Source organism: Bythopirellula sp. (genome assembly GCF_041737835.1).
Classification (GTDB): domain Bacteria; phylum Planctomycetota; class Planctomycetia; order Pirellulales; family Lacipirellulaceae; genus Bythopirellula.
Genome location: NZ_JBGSQY010000020.1, coordinates 33,527 through 49,653, shown reverse-complemented (window position 1 = coordinate 49,653; position 16,127 = coordinate 33,527). Strand labels below are relative to the sequence as shown.

General features: G+C 54.2%; 17 protein-coding genes. 7 read left to right on the top strand and 10 right to left on the bottom strand.

From position 1 onward, the window contains the following. The first annotated feature begins 162 nt into the window (after nucleotides 1-162). From AC6T8Q_RS04595 to AC6T8Q_RS04565, 7 genes are all read left to right on the top strand, one after another. Nucleotides 163-1,275, top strand: a complete 1,113-nt coding sequence (locus tag AC6T8Q_RS04595) for a BBP7 family outer membrane beta-barrel protein (protein WP_500677959.1) — start codon at nucleotides 163-165, stop codon at nucleotides 1,273-1,275. A 167-nt stretch (nucleotides 1,276-1,442) separates the two neighbouring features. After that, on the top strand, nucleotides 1,443-1,769 hold the full coding sequence (locus AC6T8Q_RS04590) for an ArsR/SmtB family transcription factor (protein WP_500677958.1): 327 nt from the start codon (nucleotides 1,443-1,445) through the stop codon (nucleotides 1,767-1,769). 202 nt (nucleotides 1,770-1,971) lie between these two features. Next, entirely contained in the window at nucleotides 1,972-3,276 is a 1,305-nt protein-coding gene (locus AC6T8Q_RS04585) for a permease (RefSeq protein ID WP_500677957.1), read from the top strand. Nucleotides 3,277-3,294: 18 nt separating this feature from the next. Further along, complete coding sequence (locus tag AC6T8Q_RS04580) at nucleotides 3,295-3,531, top strand: thioredoxin family protein (RefSeq protein ID WP_500677956.1); 237 nt, start codon at nucleotides 3,295-3,297, stop codon at nucleotides 3,529-3,531. Nucleotides 3,532-3,580: 49 nt separating this feature from the next. Continuing rightward, on the top strand, nucleotides 3,581-4,054 hold the full coding sequence (locus AC6T8Q_RS04575; protein WP_500677955.1) for a nitrophenyl compound nitroreductase subunit ArsF family protein: 474 nt from the start codon (nucleotides 3,581-3,583) through the stop codon (nucleotides 4,052-4,054). A 39-nt stretch (nucleotides 4,055-4,093) separates the two neighbouring features. Further along, on the top strand, nucleotides 4,094-4,546 hold the full coding sequence (locus tag AC6T8Q_RS04570) for a nitrophenyl compound nitroreductase subunit ArsF family protein (protein WP_500677954.1): 453 nt from the start codon (nucleotides 4,094-4,096) through the stop codon (nucleotides 4,544-4,546). Next, a complete protein-coding gene (locus AC6T8Q_RS04565) occupies nucleotides 4,543-5,223 on the top strand; it encodes an aromatic aminobenezylarsenical efflux permease ArsG family transporter (RefSeq protein WP_500677953.1) in 681 nt (226 codons plus the stop codon). Before AC6T8Q_RS04570 ends, AC6T8Q_RS04565 begins: the two co-directional genes overlap by 4 nt. Before the next feature lie 39 nt (nucleotides 5,224-5,262). On the opposite strand, the gene AC6T8Q_RS04560 is transcribed toward AC6T8Q_RS04565, so the two are convergent. From AC6T8Q_RS04560 to AC6T8Q_RS04515, 10 genes are all read right to left on the bottom strand, one after another. After that, nucleotides 5,263-8,205, bottom strand: a complete 2,943-nt coding sequence (locus tag AC6T8Q_RS04560; protein WP_500677952.1) for a flagellin N-terminal helical domain-containing protein — start codon at nucleotides 8,203-8,205, stop codon at nucleotides 5,263-5,265. Between the two features lie 17 nt (nucleotides 8,206-8,222). Then, nucleotides 8,223-9,941: a flagellar hook-associated protein FlgK gene (flgK, locus tag AC6T8Q_RS04555; protein ID WP_500677951.1), complete on the bottom strand. Its 1,719-nt coding sequence runs from the start codon at nucleotides 9,939-9,941 to the stop codon at nucleotides 8,223-8,225. A gap of 65 nt (nucleotides 9,942-10,006) precedes the next feature. Next, a complete protein-coding gene (gene flgN, locus AC6T8Q_RS04550; RefSeq protein ID WP_500677950.1) occupies nucleotides 10,007-10,492 on the bottom strand; it encodes a flagellar export chaperone FlgN in 486 nt (161 codons plus the stop codon). Between the two features lie 27 nt (nucleotides 10,493-10,519). Continuing rightward, nucleotides 10,520-10,900, bottom strand: a complete 381-nt coding sequence (locus AC6T8Q_RS04545) for a rod-binding protein (RefSeq protein WP_500677949.1) — start codon at nucleotides 10,898-10,900, stop codon at nucleotides 10,520-10,522. A 29-nt stretch (nucleotides 10,901-10,929) separates the two neighbouring features. Then, a complete protein-coding gene (locus tag AC6T8Q_RS04540) occupies nucleotides 10,930-12,000 on the bottom strand; it encodes a flagellar basal body P-ring protein FlgI (protein ID WP_500677948.1) in 1,071 nt (356 codons plus the stop codon). A gap of 76 nt (nucleotides 12,001-12,076) precedes the next feature. Beyond that, nucleotides 12,077-12,712, bottom strand: coding sequence for a flagellar basal body L-ring protein FlgH (locus AC6T8Q_RS04535; RefSeq protein ID WP_500677947.1), 636 nt, complete (start codon nucleotides 12,710-12,712; stop codon nucleotides 12,077-12,079). A gap of 53 nt (nucleotides 12,713-12,765) precedes the next feature. Beyond that, nucleotides 12,766-13,830 carry a flagellar basal body P-ring formation chaperone FlgA gene (gene flgA / locus AC6T8Q_RS04530; protein ID WP_500677946.1) on the bottom strand — a complete coding sequence of 355 codons (1,065 nt, stop codon included), beginning with the start codon at nucleotides 13,828-13,830 and terminating at the stop codon, nucleotides 12,766-12,768. A 17-nt stretch (nucleotides 13,831-13,847) separates the two neighbouring features. Next, nucleotides 13,848-14,651, bottom strand: coding sequence for a flagellar basal-body rod protein FlgG (flgG, locus tag AC6T8Q_RS04525; RefSeq protein ID WP_496919246.1), 804 nt, complete (start codon nucleotides 14,649-14,651; stop codon nucleotides 13,848-13,850). A gap of 27 nt (nucleotides 14,652-14,678) precedes the next feature. Then, nucleotides 14,679-15,434 (bottom strand): flagellar hook-basal body protein, encoded by a 756-nt coding sequence (locus tag AC6T8Q_RS04520; RefSeq protein ID WP_500677945.1) that lies wholly within the window; start codon nucleotides 15,432-15,434, stop codon nucleotides 14,679-14,681. A 285-nt stretch (nucleotides 15,435-15,719) separates the two neighbouring features. Beyond that, nucleotides 15,720-16,094, bottom strand: a complete 375-nt coding sequence (locus AC6T8Q_RS04515) for a hypothetical protein (protein WP_500677944.1) — start codon at nucleotides 16,092-16,094, stop codon at nucleotides 15,720-15,722. Nucleotides 16,095-16,127 lie beyond the last annotated feature (33 nt).

The following is a 16,127-nucleotide window of genomic DNA, read 5'->3' as shown; positions in this document are numbered from 1 at the left end:
TGTTTGGCAAACTTTACTGTTTACACCGCGGGTGAGTAGTACAGTGAGGTTTATGCCATGGATTCTCAGCGCAATTTTTCATGTGGGTCGCCACCGATAGCAAATCTTAGTGAGAACGGCTTCTCACTTACGCAGTAAATGACACGGCGAAGGGACTCGGCAATGGCTAGCACTATGCGGGCATTCTACGTACTCACGCTTGTGAGCGTGTTAAATCATGCTGGACTTGCTGCCGCTCCCGTAAAGTCGCCGTGGTTTCAAAGTCCCGATATCGCTTGGATGGACCAGGGAACGCTCCCCAGCGTGACACACTCAGCTAAGTTCATTCACGACGAGCAGATGCAAGTCATGGGTGAACTTCCCGCCCCAACATCCTTAAGCGGTCCTGCATCGGCAGATGATTGCGAGCTTTGCTCTTTCCACTCCGGAAGCTATGCCCCACGATGGAGCGTCTCGGTCGGTGCAATCTTTTTGCATCGTGCACGCCCCGACTCCGCAGCCATCGTAACGCCACCCACTGGTACGCCAGGTGTTGTCATCAACGGCACCGATTTTGGCTTCGACTGGAATGTGGGCCCTGATCTGACCTTGATGCATCGCTCGGCCAGTGGCCTGATTTGGGAAGGTCGTTACTTTGGCGATTACGATGCCGACGCGATCACAACGATTCCCAATATCACGACGTTTCGCGTGGCTGGCATCGGAGTGACGATCCTGGGCGGCGGCTCGATCAACGGCTTTTATGACACCCAACTCAACAGTTCTGAGATTAATATTCACAAGCCGATTACCGACCGAATCACAATTCTGGGCGGCTTCCGCTGGGTCGAAGTTGAAGATAAATTGCGACTCAACATTGCCACACCCGCGACGTTTGTCTCATGGGAAGAGCAAAATCGCATGTATGGCGGGCAATTGGGAACAAATCTGGCCTTTACCGACAGCGCGAATCCATTTCGCTTGAACCTTTCCGCCAAAGCAGGAGCCTACGGCAATGTGATCGAAAACCGTATGACGTCGACAATTGTTGCCAGTGCCTCCGACGATGCGACTGAATTAGCTTTCGTAGGAGAGCTGAATCTCTCTGCCAATTACACATTGACCGAACACATCGCGATTCGCGGCGGCTATCAGGTGATGTGGCTCGACAAAGTCTCGCTCGCCAGTGACGCAGCGGCCATCACGACTCAAGTGCCGGGAGGCACATCGAGTCCAGTTTCCGAGAGCGATCTGTTTTACAATGGTGCCACGGCCGCGATTGAGTTTATGTGGTAGTGCAAGATTGATACGGCATACTCACGCATTACGGTGGAGCCGATTCCATTTCCGTGGTTGGGGTCCCGTGAGAGTGAGCCTATTTTGCGCAGAAATACGACCGCATACTTGACTTAATCGCATATTTGGCTAAACTTACAAATAAGCAAATATCGATAGAGGAATCTATGAACGCTAAAGATCGAGCCAAATACCAAGCCCGCACTAAGATCATGAAAGCCCTGGCCCATCCGGCCCGGTTGTTAATTGTGGATGTGTTGGCGGCCGAGGGAGAACGATGCGTCTGCGACCTCACGGAATTGGTGGGGAGCGATATGTCGACCGTTTCGCGGCACTTGGCTCAACTTAAAGGGGCGGGCATCGTGGAGGACGATAAGCGAGGCCAAATGGTCTTTTACAAGTTACGCGTGAAATGCCTGACGGGACTGTTCAATTGCATTGAGTCTGTCGTGAAGTGTAACGCGAATCATTCGTTGGCGGTTTTATCGAACTGAGTTGGATTGCCGGTTAATTTTTTGATGCCACCGCAGGGTGGTATTTTTCTCAAACATATATTTGCATAAATAGCCAAATACGAAAATGCGAGGCTGACTATGTCACTCGAATACAAGATTTTTGCCGCCTTTCTTGCGATCTTTCTGGTAGCGTATTTCTACGCCGCAGTTCCCAAACGACGCCGACCCGGCTGCAGCGAAGGTGACTGGGGCCATTGTCGAGGCCTTCATTCTGCTGCAATGGTATGTTCGCAACCATACCTTGGCGTGTGTCGTTCCGGCATTATTCATCGCCGGGGCGATCACAACGTTTCTCTCGAAAGAATCTGTCCTCAAACATCTGGGTCCCAAGGCAAACAAGGTCGAGGCCTACACCGTTGCGTCCGTTTCCGGCACCGTATTGGCTGTCTGTTCGTGCAGCGTGCTGCCGATGTTCGCGGGCATCTATCGTGTAGGAGCGGGTCTCGGACCGGCTTCTGCTTTTCTGTACTCCGGCCCTGCAATCAACGTGCTCGCAATATTTCTCACCGCCCGCGTCCTGGGAATTGAACTCGGCGTCGCCCGAGTGATCGGGACGATCGTGTTTGGCGTGGTGATCGGCATATTGATGGCCGTCATCTTCCGCCGCAGTGAAGAAACTCGCACTCAAGCCACGCTCGCACTTCCTGATCCGCCAGCGTCGCGTCGTCCACTTTGGCAAAATGCCGCCATGCTTGCTGCCATGCTTGCGTTTCTCGTGTTTAGCGACTGGTTCAACCCCGGAGATAAGCATGTTGAGCTTGCCAACGGCACGCAATTCGAAGCCACGCTTCAATACGAAACAGAGGGAGCCTACGATCTGCGTTTGAAACAAGCTGCACTCGGGCGTGAATCGGCCGAGGTCGTGCGACTTGCCAAGTCGGAGATTATGAGCATTGTCGATGTGGATACCTGGGTCACTCAGATTCATCACGTCCGGTGGTATCTGGCGGGGGTGATGGGATTGGCGGTGGTCGTCATGGGTTTGCTCTGGCTCAACAAGCAAGATTTCACGGAATGGATGGGGAACACTTGGGAATTTTCCAAGCTCTTGATTCCACTGTTATTCGGCGGCGTGTTTGTCGTTGGCTTTCTAGGTGCGCTCATCCCTGAAAAACAGGTCGCCGCGTGGGTGGGAGACAACAGCTTCGCCAGCAACCTCATTTCCTCGGTAATCGGCAGCTTGATGTATTTCGCCACGCTGACCGAAGTGCCGATACTCGAAGCCCTCATGCGCAATGGCATGGCAAGTGGCCCCGCGCTGGCATTGCTGTTAGCCGGTCCCGCGTTATCGCTGCCAAGCATCCTGGTGATTCGCTCGGTCGTTGGAAACGCCAAGACGGCCGTCTTCGTGGGGCTGGTCGTAGGGATGTCGACCATTGCGGGAATGGGATACGGCGCTTTGTATCCCGAGAACCCCATGTCGCAGCCAAGTTCATCTCCCACTGCAACAGTTGCTGCGGAGCCAAACTCAGTCAACATCAATTAACTTTGGAGGATTTCTATCATGACCACGATTCAAGTTTTAGGCACCGACTGCAAGAAGTGCATTGCCCTCAAAGAAAACACCGAAGCAGCGCTCAAAGAATTGGGCATCGATGTGGAAGTAAAAAAAGTGGAGGACATCAATGAAATTGTCAAGTATGGCGTAATGATGACACCCGCCCTGGTGGTCAACGGCGAAGTCAAATTCGTGGGGCGTGTTGCCTCGCCACAAGAGATTGTCAATGTGTTACCCAAATAGGAACAAGTTAGGACATGTTGGTCCCACTAAGTCTGTAAGGAGCTTTCCTATGAATGTGAAAATTGTCCTCAAATACGGTCTGCTTGCGTTCCTGGCCGTGGCTGTTGTGGTCATAGCAGGCAAAGAGATGCAGCGAAGTGCCGTCAAGGAGACAGAAGCGGAGTCGACGACCGAAGCATTGCCTCAAGACGGACTCGTCGTTTACTACTTTCATAGCAATATTCGATGTGCAACGTGCCAGAAGATTGAGTCCAATGCCGAGGAGGCGATCGTTTCGCAATTTGCGGACGAGTTGGCTAGCGGTGCCCTCTCATGGCGAGTCGTCAATTACGAAGCCCCTGAGAACGCTCATTTCGTTTTGGAGTACGAAATTGCTGCCCCGACGGTAGTGCTGGTTCGTCGTGAAGCTGGACAAAACTTTCAATGGCGCAATTTATCGCGCGTGTGGGAGTTGGTAGGCGACAAATCCGCGTTTGCCGACTACGTCGTCCAGGAGGCCGATGTGCTGTTGTCCGTCAACTAACGCTCAGACGTTCCTGCAGAAACCAAGGGAGAAAGTTAAATGTTATCTCAACTAATTGTTGCGATCGCTATGGCTGTCAGTGGAACGGGTGAATCGACCGGCGAAGCGCTGCGTGCGGACAAGGTGCCGCCCCATCAAGTTGTCGCCATCTATTTCCATCGCACGGTCCGGTGCCCGACATGCAAAAGAATCGGGACTCTTGCCGAAGAGGCCGTGAAGAAGAGTTTCAGCGAAGAAATGAAAGCAGGCAGAGTTGAATTCCGATATGTGGACTTCCAGTCCGCTAAAAATGCAGACATCACAAAGGCCTACAAGATTGATGACCCGACCCTGTTGCTGCAAAGCATCGTTGATGGCAAAGTCTTGAAGTGGTCACCCCTGCCAAAAGTCTGGTCACTTGCCGCCAAACCGGTGGAACTTCAGGCCTATGTTCAGCAAGGTGTCAGCAGCTACTTGAAACAAGCGAAGCAAGAATCGGAGTCCACTGAATGACCGAGTTCATACTGCCTGCAGCCTCAGCCTTGTGGTTGGGTGTTCTCACATCGATCAGTCCATGTCCGCTCGCCACGAACATCGCGGCCATCAGCTATATCGGCCGACGCGTCGATAGCCCTCGCGCCGTGCTGATGTCTGGACTGCTGTATACGCTCGGACGCATGGTAGCCTACTTGGGTCTGGCGTTTGTGCTTGTCAAGACGGCCCTTTCGATCCCGCAGGTGTCATTGTTCCTGCAAAAGTACATGCATTTGCTTTTGGGCCCGACGCTCGTGATTGTGGGCATGTTCTTATTGGGCCTCTTGCAGCTGAACATCGCCGGTGGGGGATTCTCGGAATCCCTTAAGAAGCGTGTCGATACCTTGGGCATTTGGGGGGCGATGCTCTTAGGGGTCGTCTTTGCCTTGGCCTTCTGCCCTACATCAGCGGCGTTATTCTTCGGAAACGTGATGAACTCGCTCAAGGCGGGATCGAGCATCATGTTGCCACTGCTTTACGGTGTAGGCACAGCTTTGCCAGTGCTAATTTTTGCGGTCATTATTGCGTTAAGCGCTCATTCGGTGGGTAAAGCCTTCAATGTCATCCACAAAATCGAATGGTGGGCACGGATCGCCACAGGCTGGGCAATACTACTCATAGGCCTAGGGCTGATAGCGAACGTGATATTCAGATAGAATCGCGTACATTCGCTTGTCACAACAGCCATCGTCTAACTAAATGAAATCCAGCAGCGACAACTGCAAGATGTTCGCCGTCACTTGGAGATTCGCCTGCATTGCGATCTGGCGGGCGGTGAGTTCTGAGATCGCTTGAACGAGATCGACGTCAATTTCTTCGGACAACGCTGTTTTGAGTTGGATCTGCTCGTCTTCGAGCGTGATTTGCGACAGCTCCAGGCCCTTGGCGACCGCTCCGACTTCGGCCCGGGCGAACGTCACGCGGTCGACGTCGGCATTCACATCGGCCAACGCTCGCTCGATGGCGTTCACGTCATTGTCTGTGAGCGCATCGCGTAAACGAATGAGCGTGCTGAAGACGCTGTCGTTTTCCAGAAAGTTTTGATCGGTGCTGGTAAGTTCATCGTTGGCCGTGATCGTGGTCTGTCCTTTAGGAATCAAACCCAAGAGTTCGGCTGTTTCGCTTTCGCCTTGCCGGGTCACGGTAATCGGCCCAGCGCCGGAAAGCGTAATGCCGTTCCCTGTTTCAGAAAGTTGGGCCGTGACACCCACGGTAATGGCATTGATGCGGTCGATCACGTCACCCACCGTCTTGGCACCGCTAAGATCGATACCGTAATCTTGCCCGCCGAAGGTGATTGTGAAATCGGTATAGCTGTCATCGTTGCCGACCATTGTGTTTGTGGAAGTGCTCACCGATGTTTGGCCATCAGGAACCAAGCCAAGATACTGAGCAGCAAGGCTTCCCTCGGCGCGTGTGATCGTAAAGTCGTCCGCACCCGCCGTATTGTCGACTATCTGGAGGACGTTTCCAGGCACGGCCAGCGATGCCGTGATGTCACCGCCGGTCGCATTGTTGATCGCGGTCACCACTTGGGCCAACGTTTCGCTGCCCGTGAGATCGATCGCGAATTCCTGACCATCGCTGGTGCGGATGGTGAAGTCGGTCCCCGTGATCGTTGGTACTTGGAAGCCTTCACCCGAGGTTACACCAACGCCGTAGTTGAAATCACTAAGACTCGTGTCGCGTCCATAGGTGCGCACGCCGAGTTGCGTGGCGGTGTCGCCGCCGTTCTCGCCGATCTGGAAATCACTGCCATTCAAACGCGAGCGAATGTTGATGCCAGTTCCCTCGGCATTGATTTCCGCCAGAACATTGGCTTCCGACGTGTTGAGGACATTGAGCATATCTTCAACCGTCTCGGCATTCTCGAACGAAACGTTATAGGTCTTGCCGCCATTGACGATCCGCAGTCCAGAAGCTTGATCGAGCGTCTCCCCTGCCCCGCCGGCAGTGAGTGAAACGGGTGCCGTAAGGCTTACAACGCCCGTACCAGCACGGTCTGCGGACGAGGAATCGTTCAGGTCGACCGTTGCCGTGAAAGTCCCTTCGGCGTTAATCGCTTCGATGACCTGATTGGCCGTGGTGGTGCCGGGATCGATGCGCACATAGAGCGTTCTTGCCGCACCGCCGGTATTGCCGGTGTTGCCTTGAATCACGCCAGCATCGGCCGCGTCAATAGTCGCGGCGGCGTTGTAGGTTTCGACCGTGGTATCGGGCTGGGCGGTGAAGGTTCCCTCGGCGTTGATCGCGAGGCGGATGTCTTCCACCGTCGTGGAACCATCGCTAGCCACGGAGACAGTCAAACGGTTTGCACCGGAATCGTAAACCACGCTCTCGTTACCCGGCGTAACGCTTGTCACAACAATCTGCACGTTATTCAAACTCGTTCCGGTGGTGGAACCGGTGAGAATAAGATCGTTGCCGATGCCGGAAAAACTCAAGGCTGCGCTGGCTGCGCGGGCATTAGCGTCGTATTGGGCGACTTCGTCGCCGGCAATCAGTCCCCCTCCGGCGGTCAACAATTCATCGTCGACGAATTGAACCGTCACGCCGTTGAACGACGTGCCGTTGGCAGAGGCTTCCAGCAAAATGTTATTATCATTGCCTGCGGATTGAATCGTCGTGCGAGCCTTGGCTCCCAGGAGGTCATCAAGCTGAGTTGTTTTCAATATCTTGGGGCTAAGGTCCTCGCCCGTGAGCTGAGCGGTCCCCACACCCGTGGTGTTCAGAATGCCGAGTTCACGCGCCGTCGTGCCGCTGCCCACTTCGCTGACAATCAGATTCGCAGTCGTCGTGTTGCCTACAAATTGCAGCGTCAAACCGGTGGGAGTAATATTGACTTCAATCTCGCGACCCGTCGGTGGTTTCTCTTGAATCAGACGAGCTACGTCGCCAATCGTTTTGGCACCACTGATATCGATCGTGGAAACATTGTTCCCATCGGAAATCTGAATCGCGCCGCCGGGAGCAATTCCGCGCCCATTGCGCAAGCTGCTTAAACTGGTGCTCATTTCCAGTTGAGGATTCAAATCGACCGAACCGGCGACCTGAGCCGATGTTCCACCAAACACGTCTTGCCCCGAAATGCTCGCATCAAACAACACGCCCAAGTCGGCATAGTTTTGTATGTTTTGTGAATCGCCGTTGTAAACGACGTAACCATCAACGTACGAATAGGGCTGCGTTGACGACAGAGAACCCGAAAACAGATAACGCCCTTGATACTGGCGGTTGGCGATGTTCACCAGCGATTCGAGATACGTATTGATTTCCTCGATGGCCGTTGTGCGCTGTTCGTCAGTGGTAAGCGTTCCCGCCACGCCGAGAGTCGAACCTTTGAGTTTTGACAATTCGGTCGCAACATCTTGCAGCGCCGTATCACTGGCCGCCAAATACTGTTGTCCAATACGCACGTTCGAAGTGAGTTGCGCCTTACGGTCGATCAAGCGCTGCAGCGAGATCGCGCGGAGTGCAGCGGGCCCATCGTCGCTGGGAAGCACGATCCGTTGGCCCGTGGCGATTTGTTCCTGCAAGCGAAACAAATCGAGCTGATCGGTTTGAAACTGCTGCGTCAAACGCGAGCGGAGCAAATAACCGCTCACTCGGTTGCTCGAAATGGGGATGACGCCTGCCATGAATAGATTGCTTTCGCTTACAGGTTGACCAAGATATCCAGCAAGTCCGACAATGTGCTGATAAACCGCGCTGACGCTTGATAAGTTCGTTGCAACATCATCATGTCGATCGCTTCTTCATCGAGATTGACACCACTGACACCCTGGGAAGCCGCTTCCAAGCTTCCTGAAAACACCCGCTGGCCATCGGCAACGGCCTGTGCAATGGAAGCCCCTTGCGTCGTGGTGTTGATGATGCTGTCGTAAATGCCGCGTATCGAGCTGCCTTCAAGGCCGGTCAGTGATTGGTCGTACATCGCCACAAGCCTTAAGACATTGCCCGTGCCGTCGTTGATCCCTTGGGTGCTGCCGGCAAACTTCGCGCTCGCCCGATCTCCTTGAGTCAGTTGTGGATTAACTCCCAGATTGCCTGATTCGGAACCGGTAAAAAACGTGTTGATTCCCAGTGCCGCGAGCACACCACTTTCATCGCTGGGCGATTCGACCTCAAAGCTGAAGTCGATGCCCGAGGTCTCGGTACTCAGAACGAGCCGATTGTCGATGTTGATCGCAGCATTGAGTCCTGGGATGGTATTGAGCTGCGCGGCGAGCGAATTGAGCGTCGTGTCGTTGCCGTCCAGTCCATTGAGATCGATATTGATCTCATGACTTTTGGTCGTGCCGTCTTGTTTATTACGGATCAATACGGTGAATTTCCCGCTTGTGGGCGTAAAGTCCAGCCCCGCTTTATTCAGCGCTGCCGAAGGATCAAGTACGCTCGAGGCGCTTGTGAGTTGTGTGAAGCCGTCGATCCCCTGCCCTTGGCTGTAAATTTTGTTGAATTCGAATGCTAGGTTCGAGGCGAGATTGTCGAGGTCATCCAGAAAACCCGCATAAACCTCATCGCGTGCTTCATAAATGCCATGCAGCTCGCCGCCGCTCACGTCCAGCGTGCTCTTGTTGTCGACGAACTGAATCCGTGCGGCGTTGATGCCGTTCACTTCGGTAACTTGCGATTCAACGTTACGTTTTGTTCCTTCAAAGACCAGAATCTGACCGTTGACCGAGATATTCACCGAACCGGTGATCGTTTCGGTGGCGGTGATGTTCATCAAACCAGCCAGGTCTTTGAGGGCCTCGGATCTTTGAATCCGTAACCCACCGGCATCGCTCGCCGAAGCACCGCCGGCTTCCATCGCAACGATCTGCAAATTCAGCTTGCTGATTTTGTCGGTCAGCGTGTTGATTTCCGGGGCAATGCCCTGCACGCGTGTGCTCAGATCGGCGTGCAGTCGTTCGACACTGCGATCCAGCGTGTTGAAGGCTTGCGCGAGATTAATCCCGTCTTTGATGATGAGATCGCGCACGCCCAAATTGTTGTTCGTGGCGATGTCATCGAGGCCGTTGAAAAATTTGGTGATCAGCGAGCCGATGTTCGCTTCACCGAGTGCATCGAACTGAGCTTCTAAATCGGCGTAAGCTTTTTCGAGGGCTTCAGCGCTGGCGAGATCGCTGCCAGAGTCGCGCAGGCGATCTTCGATGAATTTATCGATGACCTGCACGATGCCATCGACTTCCACGCCGAGGCCAAGATTAAGGTTGCCCAGCTTCTGCACGGGCGCGGGGGAATAGATGGCCCGCTCGCGGATGTAACCCGGCGTATTGGCGTTGGCAATGTTATTGCCCACGACATGCAGACCAATTTGCATGGCGTTGAGCGTATTGCCCGCCATTTGAAGTGAGCTGAAAAGCGACATGGAAGAGCGCCAGTAACTGAAGATAAGTGCTCAGTCGCCGACGAAAATCCCTCTTCCCGCGGCAACTAAACGGCCTGATCCATCAGGGCACCACTACTTGTAGCCGCGCCCCCTTTTCCATATGTCGGCTTTAATTGGCCGCCAGTAGCAATAATCTCGACCATGTGGGAAAGATGCAGCATGGTTCGCTGGACGGCAACCCATTGGGCCACGCATTGATGCCGCAATAAACGCGAGCGTTTGCTCGCCTCATCTAGCGACTGTTTAAGACTTTGCGACTCGCCGCGTGGCAACGATTGAGCCAACGAGCGAATGCTATCAGCTGGCATTCCGTCGGCGGCCGCTTGCTCCAAAAGTTGCTGGCGTCGATCGTGACATGCTTGCAGTTCGGTGCACAAATGTTCTTCCTCGGGTAGCAGTGCCGACAACGCCGTGTGATCGCGCGTGAGCAACATCTCGCGTTTGCGATCCAGCAGCCCCAACAAGCTTTGCTGCGTATCGCTGAGCCGATTCAAAAGTTGCGCTAACTCAGTTTCCCAGTGCAAGTCCATCGTGCGTGCTTTCCGGTGATTGGTGGTCTACATTCTGCGGAGCGAACTCAAGTCATTCAGGCTCAGCGTTTCTTTCTTTTCACTTTGGGCCAAAATCTCGGCTTCTTTCGGAAATTGCCGGCGGAACATGGGGTCGGCAATTTTGTCGGCGCTGGCTGCGGTCATTTCTTCGGAGAGCACCTGATCGAGCTGACCTTGAAAGGCTTCTTCGGCTTGTCCGCCATGAAAGTAGGCCGGCTTATCGAGCGTGCTCCGCATCGACTTGAGCATCTGTCCGAAGAACGACTCGCCGACGAATTGACGAAAGGTGTCGCGAGCTTCCTTGGCTCCTTCGACTTGTTCCTCGAAGGTCGCCACGTGACCGCGAAGTGGCCTGATGCCATTCAAGTTGTTCATGTCGATCTTCATGATCAAGTTCCTTAGCCACGCGGCATGTCTTATTGTTCGATAATCAACCGGGCATGAAGCTTGCCGCTGCGGTCGATCCCTTTGATGATCTCAATCGCATCGGCATTGGGAACTTTCAGAGCGTTCAGTGCATCGACAAGCGCTTTGAGTTTGGCCGATTCTTGCTGCTGTTGATCAACCGCCACGAATGGAGGGATCGGCTCGACCGTGTCGATTACAATGTTCTTGTGCGAGATAACCACGTCGCCGATCTGCACGTCGCCGTCGATCACAATGCTCCCCGCGCGTTGATTGATCACAACCCGGGATTCCGGTTCCGGCTGATAGACTTGCGATTCCAACAGGTTGGAAATGAACAGCACCGGGTCTTCTTTGTAGGCATCGGGAACGCGTACGACGATATTCGAAGCATTAACCGCTTTCACGGCCGTTTCGTCGTTCTGGAAATGCGTTTGGCTGATGGCCAACGCGATTTCCGAAACCGTTTGGAAGTTCGCATGATTGCTGTCGAGGATCAGCGTGATGTAGCCGTCTTGAACGAACGGCGTGAACACGTCCTCTTCCATCTGGCAGCCACCGCTGATTGTTCCGATCAGGGGTTGCTCCTCGGATTGCACGAAAATCGAACCCTCGGCGAGGGCATACACGCGGCGATCCTGTGTGTTAGGACCCTGCAACGCGGCGGAAACCAAACGCCCGCCGATGAGGCTCTTGCCGTTGATCGCGCTAACGTCGACGTCGAGCCTATCGCCGCGGCGGGCACCCGTGGCTGGAATCCGTGCAGACACCCAAACCAACGAAACATTCTTCACCTTGCTCAACTCGTCAAACGTGGCTGATCCCGGCATGCCGAACTGAGGAATCGGGTTCCCCATGATATCGAGGGCTCGTGCCAACGCACGCATGGTTTGGGGATCGTTGATTTCACCCGTGCCATTGAGACCTACGACCAAACCCAGACCGCGCAGAACGTTTTCTTCCTGGCCCTTCACGCGGCAGATGTTCCGCAAAATCGTGCGGGCCTGAACCTCGCTCGAGCTCAGACACATGAGTTGAGCAATGACCAGAACCAGGCTCAGAATTTTTCTTGTGCGGAACATAGGATTTATCAGTTGAGTTTGCATGAGCCGTAACGCGCTAGCGTCGGGTGAATTAGTGATACGTTAAGATCGCTTTTTAGAACGGCTTGTACTTGTCATACCACTTCAGCAACCAGCCGCGGGCATAACCATCGCGGACCTGGCCGATTTCTTCTTTGTCGATGTTCAGATCATAGATCGCGTCGCTGCTCACGGTACGATCCGGTTGAATCGACTCACGGCGGACAATGCCGGTGAGCGAAATCCGCCAACGCTCGTCGTTGTTGCGGAGCGTTTGATGGCCTTCGATCACCAAGTTGCCATTAGGCTGAATGTCGACAATCTCGGCAGCGATGCGGAACGACATCGTATCGCGAAGTTCCAAGTCGGATTGCGAACGGTTTTGGCTATTGTTCTGCGCGGCAATCCCGGGCTCGCCGTCGTTCATGAGTGCCGGCTTCAAGTCGCCGTTGTCGAGCCGCACCCACTCTTGCAGGATTGCTTGAATGTTTTGTGTCTTACGGGCCTGGCCGTTGCCTTCACTCAAAAATCGCGAGCGATAGTCAACCACAATCGTGACAATATCATGAATCTTCAACTGGCGAGGAAGCGACTCAGGAGGCAGTTGCTGGAACATGAACGAACTGTTTTCCAGCGTCAGGCCATTGGGGGTTTGCGCGGGACGCAGGAACAAGCTGCCATCCTGGGCTCGCACGGCGTTGGCCGTGGCCATTACTACAGTCAGTGTGATTAGGCGTAAAAGCTTCATAGTATTTTTGGAGAGGCTTAACGTCGTTGTGAGGAAGGTTGATTGGCCGTCGTAATATCATTCACTGTGGCACCGGTGGGGGTGACTTCCAGTTGCTTCCACCCCGAGACCCGCGCGATGAAGCGATCTTTCTTGTCCAAAGTTTGCACTTGCACGAGATCGCCCAGCGAGCCATTTTGCTGGACCACGGCGTAGGTGCTGACGGTGACACCCGCGGTGCGAGCAAACACCTTGACGGTCTCGCCGCGTTGAACTTGCAACGGAGCCCGCACGAAATTCGTTTCGACTACTTCGTCGGCTTTGAGCGATCGCAAGGCTTCTTTGCCGACGATTTGATCAATTGATTGAGCAGAGTTTGCAGAAATCTTGCCGGGTTGCAAACGAAGTTCCACGTCGGCGGCACCGACGAGATTGCCCTGTTGAATCGGCCGCAGGGCCACCACCACGTAGCTCATACGTTCGACGTGCGCCAGCACGGGCACGCTGCCCGGCACACCAATTCGAGCAACGGCAAAACGCTGCGTACCGGTCCAAGGTGAGCGGCCTTCCGTGGCTTTCAGTTCGATGCCCAGCGGAGCGAGTTTCGCGAGTTCTTCGGTGTTCAAATCAACTTTGATTTCCCAATCTTGATTCCCGGTGGCTTCGATCAAATGCTGTTTGATCGCCCCGATGACAGCTTCCTGCGACTCTTCGGCGGTGACAAGTGGCAGCGGTGTAGGAATGGGCTGAACGACTGCAATCTTCTGTGCTGCAGCAGCCTTGCCGACTTCAACCGTTCTCGCCCCCCGAATCGATAACGTGGTGACGTCGATCCCACGACTGGCGAGCAAATCACGCACGCGTGTTGCATCGAGAAATTGTTGCGTGCCCTCGGCCGGAGCGGCAATCAAAGGAGTCGTCAGCAAGTCTTGCATTTCCAATTCGTCGGCCGCAGAAACATCAGCCACGTCGCCCAAGTAAACGACCGAGCCATTGTGCGTAGCATGCGCGCGCAACAAAATGTTGGCGGCTGGGGCCGACACGGCGAACCCAGCGACCGCAAATGTTGAGGCGATCCAGAGATTGAGTAATCTTGCGAGCATGATGATTAACGAGTTCATTAAGAGAAACGACGGAGATTCGCGGCGATTTGCATAATCTGGTCACCGGCTTGCACGACCTGCGAGTTCAATTCAAAGGCCCGCTGCGTGGTGATCAAGTCGATCAGTTCCTGCACGGGTTCGACGTTGCTGGCTTCCAACGAACCTTGGCGAACCGTACCAAAACCCAAGTCGCCCGGCGTTCCTTCAAACGGCACGCCCGAGGCATCGGTTTCTTGATAAAGATTGTCACCCATCTTCTTGAGGCCATCAGGATTGATGAACGTTGTCAGCAACATCTGGCCCGCGGGAATGAGTTGGTTCTGGTCGGCGACGCTGTAGCTCACTTCCCCGTTGGTGGAAATCACAATGCCCGTGGCTTCTTGGGGAATCACGATTTCCGGATCGAGTACCCAACCTTGTGTGGCCGATCCCATCACGATTTGGCCAACGTCGTTGAGATTGAAGTTACCCGACCGGGTATAGTAGTTGCCGTTTTGCGTGTTGACCTTAAAAAATCCTTGACCTTCGATGGCCACGTCCAACGGTTTGTTGGTGACCTCGAAGGCCCCTTGTTCATAGTTGGTTTGCGTGCTGGAAACCCGAGTACCAAGACCGACTTCAATGCCGGTCGCCGTGCGGTTGCCGTCGGCATCCATCGCACCAGGCAGACGATATTGGCGGTAGAACAAATCTTCGAAGTTCGCCCGGTCGCGTTTGAATGCCGTGGTATTCACGTTCGCCATATTATTGGCGATCACGTCGAGCTTGGTTTCGAGGGCTTGCATGCCCGTCGCGGCGGTATAAAGGGTTTGAACGCTCATGGCTCATGTCCTAACGATTTCAGTGAATTAAGCGGTCAGCACTTTGCTAATCAGCGAGCCGACCATGCTGTCTTGATGTTGGATAAGATTTGTGTTCGCTTCAAACGCACGCGAGGTTTCGATCATTGCGTTCATCTCGCGAATTGTGCTCACGCCCGACTTTTCGAGCATCCCTTGGTGAATGTCGCGTTGGGGCGTGGGAATCACCGTCGTCGGACCCAAGGCACGGAAGGCGTTGTTGCCGACTTTGACCAAATCGCCGAGCGATTCCGGTTTGGCGAGCCCCATCGGGATCAGCGCGCCCCCTTGTTCGAGGTTGCCACCCGTGCCCAACGTCCAAGGCATGATGGGGTTGAGCGTGATCGGTTTGCCGTTGTTGTCGAGAACCGCGAATTGGCCCCCTTCGGTCAGCATGTGGCCGACCGAGTCGAGCTCGAAGTTGCCGGCACGGGTGAGGTATTCTTTGCCGTTGGCATCGGCCACGCGGAAGAAGCCGTCGCCGTTGATGGCAAAGTCGGTAGGAACGTCGGTCTTCTCAAACGTGGAACGCGAGAAGTCGACGTTCACGTCGATCAGCTTCACGCCGCCGCCGACGTCGTTGATGGATTGGTCGCCGGGCACGGCCTTGCCTTGTTGAATCGCTTCGGCAAAGCGGGCTTGAAAAGTGGGGATGTCGCGCTTGAAGCCGGGCGTCTCGACGTTCGCCAAATTATTGGCAACGAACTCGAGCCGCTTCGCTTGAGCATTAGCCCCTTCGGCTGACATGTACAGGCCGTACATCATGGCAGTATGGATTGCAGGTACGCCCCCCTGCGTCCGGCGATTTCACTATGCACCCCGTGTGCCGAAATCCACCAAACGAGTTTTACTCAAGAATTGCCGAGGAATTGTGAACTGTGCATCGAACACGCGGGAGACTGCTAGCGGCGGAGATTGCCGATTCAAAGATTGGAGACGGCAAGAATTGCTGCTATCGCGCAGGATGTGCCGGTGTGGGGGGTTAAGTTTTCTGAGCCGCAAGGCGTTAGCCGCGGATGATGGATTGCGGCCAAATGCAACTTTTCCAAGTCATAGTTCTACATGCCCCTCGATCAGTTGAGCTTCCACTTCAATTTGCTCAGACATTCTCCAGTTGTGACTCGACATGTGCTCGACGAACTGCTCAGGCAAATCAATGTGATACGTTTGAACAAAATACGTTAATGATGTCGGCCAAATCCATTCACCATCTGAGACGAGCACGATTTCACCCAATGATTTCGGTGGATCTATTTGATTGTCAAACTGTGTTAGCGGAACAACACCGAAATTCTTACCGGCTGACAGGTATGCAACGATATCTTGTTCACGAGAGTGCGGAACTGTACGCATGAGCGATTCCAGTTGAGAACGGTGAGCATCGGCTGAGAACTCGAAGAAAAAACCAACTTTCTTTAGTGCCATGGTATCGGGTTCCTGAAGTGCAATCACTCGACA